Annotated in this window: 10 protein-coding genes; 4 read left to right on the top strand and 6 right to left on the bottom strand. The window is 41.5% G+C overall.

The window, feature by feature from the left end; translation table 11 throughout:
* Positions 1 to 59: 59 nt before the first annotated feature.
* Together nrdB and yfaE are read left to right on the top strand one after the other, a co-directional pair.
* Positions 60 to 1,190 carry a class Ia ribonucleoside-diphosphate reductase subunit beta gene (gene nrdB, locus CWB80_RS11375; RefSeq protein WP_054551358.1) on the top strand — a complete coding sequence of 377 codons (1,131 nt, stop codon included), beginning with the start codon at positions 60 to 62 and terminating at the stop codon, positions 1,188 to 1,190.
* Positions 1,190 to 1,462 (top strand): class I ribonucleotide reductase maintenance protein YfaE, encoded by a 273-nt coding sequence (gene yfaE, locus CWB80_RS11370; protein WP_054551359.1) that lies wholly within the window; start codon positions 1,190 to 1,192, stop codon positions 1,460 to 1,462. The genes nrdB and yfaE overlap by 1 nt, the downstream gene beginning before the upstream one ends.
* Here yfaE and CWB80_RS11365 read toward each other — a convergent pair.
* Positions 1,459 to 1,986 carry a YaeQ family protein gene (locus CWB80_RS11365; protein WP_138600680.1) on the bottom strand — a complete coding sequence of 176 codons (528 nt, stop codon included), beginning with the start codon at positions 1,984 to 1,986 and terminating at the stop codon, positions 1,459 to 1,461. The two genes, yfaE and CWB80_RS11365, sit on opposite strands and share 4 nt — an antisense overlap.
* A gap of 164 nt (positions 1,987 to 2,150) precedes the next feature.
* Here CWB80_RS11365 and CWB80_RS11360 point away from each other — a divergent pair, with 164 nt between their 5' ends.
* Complete coding sequence (locus CWB80_RS11360) at positions 2,151 to 4,559, top strand: TonB-dependent receptor (protein WP_138600720.1); 2,409 nt, start codon at positions 2,151 to 2,153, stop codon at positions 4,557 to 4,559.
* 85 nt (positions 4,560 to 4,644) lie between these two features.
* Here the strand turns inward: CWB80_RS11360 and glnS are convergent, their stop codons facing one another.
* Positions 4,645 to 6,312 carry a glutamine--tRNA ligase gene (gene glnS / locus CWB80_RS11355; RefSeq protein WP_054551362.1) on the bottom strand — a complete coding sequence of 556 codons (1,668 nt, stop codon included), beginning with the start codon at positions 6,310 to 6,312 and terminating at the stop codon, positions 4,645 to 4,647.
* Positions 6,313 to 6,540: 228 nt separating this feature from the next.
* On the opposite strand from glnS, the gene CWB80_RS11350 reads away from it, so the two are divergent.
* On the top strand, positions 6,541 to 7,611 hold the full coding sequence (locus tag CWB80_RS11350) for a DUF3083 family protein (protein WP_138600678.1): 1,071 nt from the start codon (positions 6,541 to 6,543) through the stop codon (positions 7,609 to 7,611).
* A gap of 23 nt (positions 7,612 to 7,634) precedes the next feature.
* Here the strand turns inward: CWB80_RS11350 and argA are convergent, their stop codons facing one another.
* The 4 genes from argA to odhB form a co-directional block, all read right to left on the bottom strand.
* On the bottom strand, positions 7,635 to 8,975 hold the full coding sequence (argA, locus tag CWB80_RS11345) for an amino-acid N-acetyltransferase (protein ID WP_138600676.1): 1,341 nt from the start codon (positions 8,973 to 8,975) through the stop codon (positions 7,635 to 7,637).
* 194 nt (positions 8,976 to 9,169) lie between these two features.
* A complete protein-coding gene (gene sucD / locus CWB80_RS11340) occupies positions 9,170 to 10,042 on the bottom strand; it encodes a succinate--CoA ligase subunit alpha (protein WP_054551365.1) in 873 nt (290 codons plus the stop codon).
* A complete protein-coding gene (gene sucC, locus CWB80_RS11335; RefSeq protein ID WP_054551366.1) occupies positions 10,042 to 11,208 on the bottom strand; it encodes an ADP-forming succinate--CoA ligase subunit beta in 1,167 nt (388 codons plus the stop codon). The genes sucD and sucC overlap by 1 nt, the downstream gene beginning before the upstream one ends.
* A gap of 177 nt (positions 11,209 to 11,385) precedes the next feature.
* Positions 11,386 to 12,906: a 2-oxoglutarate dehydrogenase complex dihydrolipoyllysine-residue succinyltransferase gene (gene odhB, locus CWB80_RS11330; protein ID WP_138600674.1), complete on the bottom strand. Its 1,521-nt coding sequence runs from the start codon at positions 12,904 to 12,906 to the stop codon at positions 11,386 to 11,388.
* Positions 12,907 to 12,908 lie beyond the last annotated feature (2 nt).

The raw sequence follows: 12,908 nt of genomic DNA, 5'->3' as shown, positions 1-12,908 counted from the left end.
ACATAACAAAAGCGGGCTCATTAGCCCGCTTTGTCCTGACTGTTTTTTGAGAAATCACTATGTCATATACAACTTTTAGCCGAAATCATAATAACCAATTACAAGAACCGATGTTTTTCGGCCAAACGGTAAACGTGTCACGTTACGACCAACAAAAGTACCCTATCTTCGAAAAGCTAATCGAAAAGCAACTTTCGTTCTTTTGGCGTCCTGAAGAAGTTGATGTAAGTAAAGACCGTCTTGACTTCCAAGCGTTACCAGAACACGAAAAGCACATCTTTTTAAGTAACTTAAAATATCAAACGCTTCTTGATAGTGTACAAGGCCGTTCACCTAACGTTGCGTTATTACCAATTGTGTCTATTCCTGAGTTAGAAACTTGGATTGAAACATGGGCGTTTAGTGAAACCATTCACAGCCGTTCATACACGCACATTATTCGTAACGTTACGCAATCTCCTGAACTTATCTTTGATGATATCGTAAGCAACGAAAAAATCAGTGAGCGTGCTGATGCGGTAACTAAGTACTACGATGATTTAATTAACATGATTTCTGTTTACAACCTATATGGTGAAGGTAAACATGTGATCAACGGTGAAGAAGTTAAAGTCAGCTTGTTTGACCTTAAAAAGCAACTTTACCTTGCAATGATGTCGGTTAACATCTTAGAAGCGATTCGTTTCTATGTAAGTTTTGCTTGTTCATTTGCTTTCGCTGAGCGTGAATTAATGGAAGGTAACGCAAAAATCATCAAGCTAATCGCCCGTGATGAAGCGCTACACTTATCTGGCACACAGCACATCTTGAACATTATGCAAGAAGGTAAAGACGACCCAGAAATGGCAATCGTTGCAGCACAATGTCGTGAAGAAGCAATTCAGATGTTTGTTGAAGCAGCAGAACAAGAAAAAGATTGGGCAGAATACCTGTTCAAAGATGGTTCTATGATTGGTCTTAACAAAGATATCTTATGCCAATACGTTGAATACATCACTAATGCACGTATGACTGCGGTAGGCCTACCTGCACAGTTCGAAAGTAAGAGTAACCCTATTCCGTGGATCAACTCTTGGTTAGTATCTGACAACGTTCAAGTTGCTCCACAAGAAGCTGAAATCAGCTCTTACCTTGTTGGTCAAATTGACTCTCAAGTTGATGCATCTGACTTTGGTGACTTCGACCTGTAATGAGCTCAAACACCACTGCAGAGGTTATCCTTGCAGGAACAGACAGCCAGAATCTTGAATTTGATTCTGGCTGTTCATCTCTCCTTGAATGCCTAGAACAACACAAAATAGATGTACCCTACCAATGCCGTGAAGGTTATTGTGGCGCATGCCGTGCAAAATTAGTCGAAGGTGATGTGAGCTACAATCAAGAACCGCTTGCTTTTGTTAGAACTGGTGAAGTATTGCTGTGTTGTAGTAAACCCAATGGCAAGGTAAAAATTGAGCTTTAATGCCAAATAAGCTTACTCGTTTGGTAGAAATTTTCTTTATCTGACACACTCACCATTTGCTGATCAATCGTAACATCCCACTGCAGATTTTTAGTTAGATGACTCGCTAATTCCTCAATGAAGCTGTCATCAAACGCAATTAAATGGCCATTATTGATCAGATCCAACTGGTGCTCATTTTCTTTAAGCCAGTCGTTGTTTAAGGTTGTCACGACCCACAGTTCATCAACCCGCTTCGCGATTTTATTAAGCTGCACAATATCCGGTTGGTCAACAGCAAGCCATGTTTGATAGTGGTCATCAAGCGCTTTTATTGACACATCCGGTTCAGCATGACTGAACCTTGCATTCAATATGGCTGTTTCGTTGTGTGAAAATAAGCAATAACTTAAAAGCTTGAGTACAAAGTGTTGATAGCTTTCACGACGGTCACAAGCAGTGGTAAACACCTCTTTGTGATTACGATGCTCTCTTAAATCAGCAATAGTAAAATTTGCTTTGAATACCCTATTTTTATCAGACATAAGATTCAGCCATCTCAGTGTAACAGTCTCAGTATAGTGTATGGTGATAAAATCGCGACTTAGGTTAAGGTATAGGTAAAGTTATAGTATAACGTTATTGCGATTAATATTTTCAGCGTTATAATATAACGCAACACTCAACAACAAACTTAGAAGTAGTAATGATGAAGCAAGTTTCAATTCTTTCTAGTGCTGTTGCCGCTGCGCTGTTTTCCCAATCAACAATGGCTGCTGTGATCACAGGTCAAGTATTAGATAAAAACCAACAACCTATCAGTAATGCTGAAATACATGTACACGGCAAATCACAAAGTGTTGTGACTGACAAACAAGGTCAGTTTAAAATTGATGTAGATAATAAAGGTCAGCTTCACATCAGTAAAAACAATTTCATCGATAAGCGTATTGCTATTAATGGCGAAGACCAAAATGTTGTGGTTACGCTTACACCAACCTCAGTTGAAACGGTTGTTGTTTATGCATCAGCGCTTCATAAAAATAGTCTTGAAATGATTTCGCCTGTGAATGTTTTAGCCGGTGATGAGTTAAAAGACAAAGCAAAACCGACATTAGGCGAAACACTAAAAGGTTTACCAGGCGTTAATGCTAGCTACTTTGGCCCAGTTTCATCAAGCCCAATTATTCGTGGTTTAGATGGTCCGCGTGTGAAAATCACCCAAAATGGCCTTGATAGCAGTGATGCATCTCGTATCGGCCCTGACCACGCAACATCAAATGACAGCCTAGCAGCAGAGCAAATCGAAGTACTTCGCGGCCCTGCTACTCTACTTTATGGCTCTGGCGCTATCGGTGGTGTGGTGAACGTTGTTGATAACCGTATTCCTACCGATAACATCGAGTCTTTAACCGGTGCTGCTCAATATACACACGATACAGTATCTAATACCAACACCTATGCTGCAAAACTTGAAACCGGTAACGATGGTTTCAACTTCCATTTTGACGGTACCAAGCGTAAAGGACACGATTACGACACACCGAACTTTGAGCTTCCTGAGGAACATGAAGAGCACGAGGAGCATGAAGGTGAAGAGCATGAAGAACACGAAACAGCTAACAGCGTAGAAAACACCTTTATCGATAGCCAAACAGTTAACTTTGGTACTAGTTACGTGGGCGATCACCTAACGATAGGTGTGTCATTCGGCCGCATCGAAACAGATTACGGTATTCCTGCTCATGAGCATCATCATCATGAAGAAGAGGAAGATCGTGACGAACATGAAGGTGAAGAAGAGCACGAAGAATCAGTATTTGCACAGCTAGAGCAAGACCGCTGGCAAGGCTACATGAGCTATGCACTTCATGATAACTGGATTGAAAATATCTCACTACGCGTTGGCTACACAGACTACAAACACGCTGAAATTGAAGATGGTGCAGTGGGCACCGTGTTTACAAACAAAACAACCGAAGCACGTGCAACCGTAGAGCACAAGTTAGGCCTTTGGCACGGTATGGCTGGTTATCACTACACTGAGTCTGACTATGATGCAGATGGTGAAGAAGCTTTTACGCCAGCAAGTGTCACTAAAACAAACGCGTTATTCGTTCTTGAAGAGCGCCAGTTTGGTGATGTGACCATTGAATTAGGTGCACGCCTTGAAGATTATCAAATCGATTCTGCTGTAAGCATGGCTGAGCATCATCACGATCATGAAGAGGAAGGAGAGCACCATGACGAAGAAGAAGCTGAAATCATTAACTACAGTGAAGATTTCACAAACCTAAGCTTATCTGCAGGTGCAATTTGGCAATATCAAGAAGGTCAAAGTGTTGCTTTAAGTGTATCACGTTCAGAACGTGCGCCGCTGAGTGCTGAATTACTATCAAACGGTATTCATATCGCAACAGGCACTTACGAGGTAGGTCTTGGTTATCATATTGAAGATGGCGAAATTCATTTTGAGCCAGAAGATATCAAGCAAGAAACTGCAACGAACTTTGATCTAAGTTTCCGTCGTTTTATTGGTGACTTTGGTTACACAGTTAACTTCTTCTATAACGACATTGAAAACTACTACTTCCAGCAAAATACCGGTTTAGTTTTTGATGAAGAGCATGGCTTAGAATCTGCAGCTGATGCAGATGAAGATGCAATGGCGGTTTATCAATTCACAAGTAAAGATGCGAAATTATACGGTATTGAATTTGACGTACACTATCAAGTGACGCCAAATGCGCTAGTTAAAGTGTTTGGTGATTTAACAACGGCTAAGCTAAAAGATGATGAAGGTTATTTACCTCGTATTCCGGCTAATAAACTGGGTTCTGAATTACAGTACACAGTGTCTGATTGGAAGTTTAGCCTAACCGGTACTCATTATTTTGAGCAGTCTGACATTACTGCTTACGAGACAAAAACTGACGGTTATACCCTATTTGATGCATCAGCTAACTACCAACTTGACTTAGGTCCTGTTGATACACAGCTTTATATTAATGTTGACAACTTAACCGATGAACTTGGTTTCGTACACAGCTCATTCATTAAAGAAAAAGCGCCACTACCTGGTCGTAACTTCAGCTTGGGTATTCGCGGTTATTTCTAATCGCTTTTAAGAGTTATAAAAAAACCCTTTCACTTTAAAAGTGAAAGGGTTTTTTATTAAGCTTAGACACTTAATAGATTAGGTATTAGCCCTTTTGTTCAATCTTTGCCCATGAATCACGAAGACCCACAGTTTGATTGAATACTAATGTTTCTGCTTTGCTATCACGACAGAAGTAACCTGTACGCTCAAACTGAAAGCCCTGCTCTGCTTGTGCATTTGCAAGTGACGGCTCAACTTTCGCATTTTCAAGAACCACAAGTGATTCAGGGTTTAGTGTTGCGTTAAAGTCTTCTGCTGCCGCTGGGTTTGGCACGTTAAATAAACGGTCGTATAAACGAACTTCAGCTGTGATAGATTCACTCGCTGATACCCAGTGAATTACACCCTTAACCTTACGGCCATCACTTGGGTTTTTACCCAAAGTTTCAGGATCGTAAGAGCAGAAGATAGTTGTAATTTCGCCGTTTTCGTCTTTTTCAACGCGCTCAGCTTTAATTACATACGCACCACGTAAACGTACTTCTTTATCAAGAACTAAACGCTTAAACTTATTGTTTGCTTCTTCACGGAAGTCTTCACGCTCGATATAAAGTTCACGAGTGAAAGGTACGTCACGGCGACCCATCTCTTCTTTATTCGGGTGATTTGCTACAGACAATGTTTCTACTTTATCTGCGTCATAGTTTTCGATAACAATCTTCACCGGATCAAGAACAGCCATTGCACGAGGTGCATGTTCATTTAGGTCTTCACGGATACAAGCTTCTAGCATGCCCATTTCAACCATGTTTTCTTGTTTAGTGATACCGATACGAGAACAGAACTCACGCACTGATGCAGGTGTATAACCACGACGACGTAGACCAGCAATCGTTGGCATACGTGGGTCGTCCCAGCCTTCAACATGACCATTTACTACTAAGTCGTTTAATTTACGCTTAGACATAATGGTGTACTCAAGATTTAATCGTGAGAACTCGATTTGTTGCGGATGACACTCAAGGCTGATGTTATCTAATACCCAATCGTATAAGCGACGGTTATCTTGGAACTCAAGCGTACATAATGAATGTGTAATACCTTCTAGCGCATCTGAAATACAGTGCGTGAAGTCGTACATTGGGTAAATGCACCACTTGTCACCTGTTTGGTGGTGATGAGCAAAACGTACACGGTATAAAATTGGATCACGCAATACCATGAATGAGCTTGCCATATCGATTTTAGCACGCAGTACACATTCGCCTTCTTTGAACTCACCATTACGCATTTTTTCGAATAGCGCTAGGTTTTCTTCAACTGGCGTATCACGGTGTGGGCTATTTTTACCCGGCTCTTTTAGAGTACCACGGTATTCACGGGCTTGATCTGGCGATAAGAAACACACATACGCTAGGCCTTTTTCGATAAGCTCAACAGCATAGCCGTATAACGCATCGAAATAGTTAGATGAATATTTAATTTCACCATCCCACTGGAAACCTAACCACTGCACATCTTCTTTAATCGAATTTACGTAGTTGATGTCTTCTTTTTCTGGATTCGTATCATCAAAACGTAAGTTACAAAGACCTTGATAATCTTGGGCGATACCAAAATTCAAACAAATAGACTTTGCATGACCAATGTGTAAAAAACCGTTTGGTTCTGGTGGAAAACGCGTGTGTGTAGACGCATGCTTACCGCTTGCTAGATCTTCGTCGATACGCGTTCTAATAAAGTTACTTGGGCGATTCTCAATTTCCGCCATAGGAGCATAATCCTCTGAATATTGCATGGTGACAAAACTAATGCATTATTACAAAAACAAACCCTAACATACAGTGGTTGCATCATGTTTATTGAAGATATTACGTCGATTGTTGAATACATAGTTCACAGACTGGACAAAATCGGTAAAAAAATTGTTCTAACGCAATAAAATGATCATTGACTAGCGATATAGTGCCGTCAGTTTCACTACCAATAAGGAAAAGAGATGGCTTCGCTCAATCAACATCGAGTCTATATTCCAAGCTCAGCACGTGCAAACCAGTATGTGTTAGTTGAATTTAAACCTACTGATGAGTTTTTTGCCCAGTTCACCAACGTGAGCTGTGCTTATAAGCGTCTTGCAAGGGAGTTATTTGCACTATGTGATGAGTATGAATTACATAATGTACACCTAATCGCCAACGATAAACTGCCAGTGGTTCGTTACCATGATGAGGCATATAGCTTAGAAACCGCTAAGCAAATTTTGTTTTTCTATAACCCACAATACCATGAAGCACATAATGTATTTGCTGATGGTGAGCAAAAATGCAAAAAAATTCGTTTATTATTCTTAGCGACCGGTGAAGATATTCGCGCTCATGCGGCTAGTTTTCATCATAATGTGCAAAGAGTGATCAACTCACTACAAGAAAAGCTACTAAGCGGCCAACCACCTCTTAAAATTCGTGACCACCAACACCTAACTTATGATTTATTTGCTAAAGCAAAAGGTCACAAAGAAAGCTATGGCTATAAATTACGTAGCTTATACCCACGTTACCAGTCTCGCCAATGTCATGTGCCAAATGAACACAGTGAGATGACATACGCTGGGTTTTCGATTCCAGTAACTCGTGCCATTAAAACGCAATTTCAGCATATGTTGAATGAAGAGAATTATACGCAGTTTTATCAATATATCTTTGATGCGTTCAAACGAGCATGTGATAAACGCGGCTTAACACTCGGCGCTTTCATCGCTAACGGTACCCGCCCTATTGTTCGTAATAGCAATATTGATAACGCGCAAAGTAACAGCGAACTACAAAAGTTAACCTTTGATTGCAGCTCTGAAAAAGTGCAATTACAACAGTACTGGGATGCAGATCAACTTGTAGATTCGCTACATTTTGTGATTGCCGCAGCCGATAAAGACAAGCATGACATTGGTTATGGTAAGTTTATGAATCAAGTGCAAAGTGCGATAAATGAAGTAACCGATGAACTGGCGTTTAATCCGACTCGCCAAGATTTACGTGTGCGTTTTTATCAGCACATTAACTATCAATATTAAGAGTATAAGAGGTGACGCATGCGTCACCTCTTATTACCTAGCTTAGTTAAATCTAGACGCAATACTTTAGAGCGGCGTTCATGGTTATAAAGCGCTTTTTTCTTCGCAGGTAGCTCTTCAACTGTCACTATTTCAAAACTTTGCTCTAAAAACCAGTGAATACTGCGTGTGGTGAGAGCAAATAAATGCGAATAACCTGCACGTTTAGCCTTATTAATAATAAACCTCAGTAGATAACTGCCGCGGTCGGCATCTCGGTACTGAGGGTGGACAGCCAAACTTGCAAACTCCCCTACTTGTTCATCAGCAAACGGATACAAAGCCGCACAGGCTATGATAAGTCCATCACGCTCAATAACCGTAAATTGTTCAATTTCGATTTCTAGCTGTTCACGAGAACGACGAACCAAATAGCCTTGCTGTTCAAGGGGTCTAATAAGGTTAATGATACCGGTAATATCAGCAATACTGGCACTTCGTAATTGCTCAGAGCTTTGTGGTGCGATTTGTGTACCAATACCATCTAAAGAGAATAACTCTTGAAGTAATGCGCCATCCTCTTTATAGCTAACAAGGTGGCAACGATGCACGCCACCTCGACAAGCATCAATTGCAGCTTGTAAAAATACAGTAGCACTTAAACATGAATCTGGTTGCTTGCGATAGCTTGCTAATAGCTGCTCAGCTTCATTTGGCATTAGCTCTGCAATCGCTTCACCATTTTCATCCAAAATACCGGCTTCTTTACAAAAGCCAAGCATTTTATCGGCGCGAAGCTTGAGCGCTACTTGCGTAGCAATTTCTTCAGCAGTTAAGTTAAAACTTTCACCTGTAACAGACGCCGCTATTGGCCCAAGCAGAACAATTCCGTTGTTATCTAACTGGTGGCGAATACCCGCAACATCAATACGTCTCACTCTACCTGAATGATGATAGTCAACACCTTCATCAACACCTAAAGGCTGAGCAATAACAAAATTACCACTCACCACATTTAAAAATGAGCCAGACATAGGTGTACTACTTAAAGACGTAGATAAACGCGCGGTTATATCAAACTGCATTGCACCCGCAACTTTTTTAATTACATCAAATGTTGCGTTATCAGTTACCCGTATCTCATTATGAAACTGACTAGTTATGCCAACTTGTTCAAGCGCTGCGTTAAACTGTGGACGAGCACCAAACACTAAAACAATCTTAATACCAAGACTAGTTAATAACGCGACATCGTTGATGATGCTGCGACAACCAGACTGATCGATCGCCTCTCCGCCAAGCATAACAACGAATGTTTTACCGCGGTGAGCATTAACGTATGGAGTTGACTGGCGAAATCCATCTACCAATTCTGTGGTACGCACGTAATATTTACCTTATTAAAGTCGAATGTTTTAATAAAAACAGATATACAAGCCACAAGTGTAGAGAATTTATATTCACAAATAAAGCATTATTATTCTTAATTTGTAGGTGGAATTTTCGTGCGAGTTATAAGAAAGGGATAAATACAAAAAAGGCCCGCATTAGCGAGCCTTTTTTAAGAGATTAGAACTGATTACCAGCCTGTTTTCTCTTTAAGTGCATTACCGATATCAGCTAATGAACGTACAGTTTTTACGCCAGCAGCTTCTAATGCAGCAAATTTCTCATCAGCAGTACCTTTACCGCCTGCGATGATTGCACCAGCGTGACCCATACGCTTACCTGCAGGTGCAGTAACACCAGCAATGTAAGAAACAACAGGTTTAGTCACGTTGTGCTTGATGTATTCTGCAGCTTCTTCTTCTGCAGTACCACCGATTTCACCGATCATAACGATAGCTTCAGTTTGCTCGTCTTTTTCGAACATTTCTAAAACGTCGATGAAGTTAGTGCCAGGGATTGGGTCACCACCGATACCAACACATGTTGATTGGCCGAAACCAGCGTCAGTAGTTTGCTTAACCGCTTCATAAGTAAGAGTACCAGAACGTGATACAATACCTACTTTACCAGGCTTGTGGATGTGACCAGGCATGATACCGATCTTAGTTTCACCCGGAGTGATAACACCTGGGCAGTTAGGACCGATCATACGAACACCAGTTTCATCAAGCTTAACTTTAACGTCAACCATGTCTAGTGTTGGGATACCTTCAGTGATACAAACTATTAGCTCGATGCCAGCATCGATAGCTTCTAAGATTGCATCTTTACAGAAAGGTGCTGGTACGTAGATAACTGATGCAGTTGCGCCAGTTGCTTCAACAGCGTCACGTACTGTGTTGAATACTGGAAGACCAAGATGCGTTTGACCGCCTTTACCTGGGCTTACACCACCAACCATTTGTGTACCGTACTCAAGCGCTTGCTCAGAGTGGAAAGTACCTTGGCCACCTGTGAAACCTTGACAGATAACTTTTGTATCTTTATTGATTAATACAGACATTATTTGCCCTCCGCAGCAGCAACAACTTTTTCAGCTGCGTCTGTTAGTGATTCAGCAGCGATGATGTTAAGGTCAGAACTAGCTAGTACTTCACGACCAAGTTCAGCGTTAGTACCTTCTAAACGTACTACTACAGGAACGTTAACACCTACTTCTTTAACTGCGCCGATGATACCTTCTGCGATCATGTCACAACGTACGATACCACCAAAGATGTTAACTAAAACAGCTTTAACGTTGTCGTCAGATAAGATGATCTTGAATGCTTCAGATACACGCTCTTTAGTTGCGCCACCACCAACATCTAGGAAGTTAGCTGGCTTGCCACCGTGTAGGTTTACGATGTCCATAGTACCCATCGCTAGGCCTGCACCGTTAACCATACAACCAACGTTACCGTCTAGTGCAACGTAGTTAAGCTCGAAGCTTGCAGCGTGAGCTTCACGCGCGTCTTCTTGTGAAGGATCGTGCATTTCACGGATTTTAGGTTGACGGTAAAGCGCGTTACCATCTACACCGATTTTACCGTCTAGACAGTGAAGGTTACCTTCGTCTGTGATTACTAGCGGGTTGATTTCTAATAGTGCGAAATCGAAATCGTTGAACATGTTAGCAAGACCCATGAAGATCTTAACGAACTGTTTCATTTGAGTAGGGTTTAAACCTAGTTTGAAGCCTAACTCACGTGCTTGGTAAGCTTGAGGACCAACTAGTGGATCGATCTCAGCTTTGTGAATTAGTTCTGGAGTTTCTTCTGCAACTTGCTCGATTTCAACACCACCTTCAGTAGATGCCATGAAAACAACTTTACGAGAAGCACGATCTACTACAGCGCCAAGGTATAATTCGTTAGCGATGTCAGTGCAGCTTTCAACAAGGATTTTAGCTACTGGCTGACCATTTTCGTCTGTTTGGTAAGTAACTAAGTTTTTACCTAACCAGTTCGCAGCGAACTCTTTAACTTCGTCGATTGTTTTAACTAGCTTAACACCGCCAGCTTTACCACGGCCACCTGCGTGAACCTGTGTTTTAACAACCCACATATCACCGCCGATTTTCTCAGCAGCTGCTGCAGCTTCTTCAGGTGTATCGCAAGCGAAACCTTGAGAAACTGGTAAACCATATTCGGCAAAAAGTTGTTTTGCCTGATACTCATGCAAATTCATGATGCTTTATCCAATTTTTTATACTAAAAGAGCTGAATATTTATGCAAAATAAACAGCTATCCCAAATTGCGCACTTAGTATAAATCCCAAGGCTCCACATGAAAACCCCAGTTAGACCAAAGGCGCAAAAAAAAAGCTGTGAACGAGGTTCACAGCTTAGTTTTCATACAACCAGATTAAACATCTAGTAGTAAACGAGTCGGATCTTCAAGTAACTCTTTAATTGTTACTAAGAAACCTACTGATTCTTTACCATCGATTTGGCGGTGATCATAAGATAACGCTAAGTACATCATTGGTAAGATTTCAACTTTACCATTTACAGCCATAGGACGCTCTTGGATTTTGTGCATACCTAAAATTGAAGACTGTGGTAAGTTGATGATTGGTGTAGATAGTAATGAACCGAATACACCACCGTTAGTGATAGTGAAGTTACCACCTGTCATATCATCAATTGATAATTTACCGTCACGACCTTTAAGCGCTAGCTCACGGATACCTTTTTCGATTTCAGCAACTGATAGCTTGTCACAGTCTTTAAGAACTGGAGTAACAAGACCACGTGGTGTAGAAACCGCGATGCTGATGTCGAAGTAGTTGTGATAAACAATATCATCACCGTCGATAGACGCATTTACTTCAGGGAAACGCTTAAGTGCTTCAGTAACTGCTTTCACGTAGAAAGACATGAAGCCTAAACGGATACCGTGACGCTTTTCGAATACTTCTTGGTACTGCTTACGAAGGTCCATGATTGGCTTCATGTTAACTTCGTTGAAAGTCGTTAACATTGCAGTTGAGTTTTTCGCTTCAAGAAGACGATTAGCGATTGTTTTACGTAAACGAGTCATAGGAACACGTTTTTGTGTACGGTCACCCATAGGTGCTGCTGGCGCTGCTGCTTCTGCTTTAGGCGCTGCTGCTGGTGCTTTTAAGAATGTATCAACATCTTCTTTAGTTACACGGCCATTTTTGCCAGTACCTTTGATTTTTGATGCATCAAGACCTTTCTCAGCGATTAAACGACGAACTGACGGTGTTAATACGTCAGAGCTGTCATTTGATTCGCAAGCTGGTGCTGCTTCAGCTTTAGGAGCTGCTGCTGCCGGTGCTGCACCCGCTTTAACTGTACCAATTACTTGCTCACCAAGTACTGTTTCGCCTTCAGCGTGAATGTGCTCACCCATGATACCGTCTTCTTGAGCAACAACTTCAAGAACAACTTTATCAGTTTCGATGTCAACAAGGTTTTGGTCGCGTGTTACCGCTTCACCTGGTTGAACGTGCCAAGTAGCAATTGTCGCGTCTGCGACTGATTCTGGAAGTACAGGTACTTTAATGTCCACTTCTTTACCTTCTGATGCTGGTGCTGATTGCGCCGCTGGCGCGTCTTCTGATTTAGCTGGCGCGTCTTCTGATTTAGCTGGTGCAGAGTCGTCACTTGCTGGTGCAGCATCTGCATCACCAAGTAATGCAATTACTTGTTCGCCAAGTACCGTTGCACCTTCTTCTTGTGAAATTTCAGTGATTACACCGTCATTTGGTGCAACAACTTCTAAAACAACTTTATCTGTTTCGATATCTACTAAGTTTTGGTCGCGGCTTACTTTGTCGCCAACACTTACGTGCCATGTTGCAACAGTAGCATCAGCAACCGACTCAGGAAGTACAGGAACTTTAATTTCTGTGCTCATTG

Origin of the sequence: Pseudoalteromonas sp. S1650 (assembly GCF_005887195.1) — a bacterium.
GTDB classification, from domain to species: domain Bacteria; phylum Pseudomonadota; class Gammaproteobacteria; order Enterobacterales; family Alteromonadaceae; genus Pseudoalteromonas; species Pseudoalteromonas simplex.
This window is presented reverse-complemented; position numbering and strand designations above follow the sequence as displayed.

What these genes read in the sequence shown, in the direction of transcription:
- nrdB (WP_054551358.1), top strand. Translation starts at nt 60, where the DNA reads ATGTCATATACAACTTTTAGCCGAAATCATAATAACCAATTACAAGAA.
- yfaE (WP_054551359.1), top strand. Translation starts at nt 1,190, where the DNA reads ATGAGCTCAAACACCACTGCAGAGGTTATCCTTGCAGGAACAGACAGC.
- CWB80_RS11365 (WP_138600680.1), bottom strand. Translation starts at nt 1,986, where the DNA reads ATGTCTGATAAAAATAGGGTATTCAAAGCAAATTTTACTATTGCTGAT.
- CWB80_RS11360 (WP_138600720.1), top strand. Translation starts at nt 2,151, where the DNA reads ATGAAGCAAGTTTCAATTCTTTCTAGTGCTGTTGCCGCTGCGCTGTTT.
- glnS (WP_054551362.1), bottom strand. Translation starts at nt 6,312, where the DNA reads ATGGCGGAAATTGAGAATCGCCCAAGTAACTTTATTAGAACGCGTATC.
- CWB80_RS11350 (WP_138600678.1), top strand. Translation starts at nt 6,541, where the DNA reads ATGGCTTCGCTCAATCAACATCGAGTCTATATTCCAAGCTCAGCACGT.
- sucD (WP_054551365.1), bottom strand. Translation starts at nt 10,042, where the DNA reads ATGTCTGTATTAATCAATAAAGATACAAAAGTTATCTGTCAAGGTTTC.
- sucC (WP_054551366.1), bottom strand. Translation starts at nt 11,208, where the DNA reads ATGAATTTGCATGAGTATCAGGCAAAACAACTTTTTGCCGAATATGGT.
- odhB (WP_138600674.1), bottom strand. Translation starts at nt 12,906, where the DNA reads ATGAGCACAGAAATTAAAGTTCCTGTACTTCCTGAGTCGGTTGCTGAT.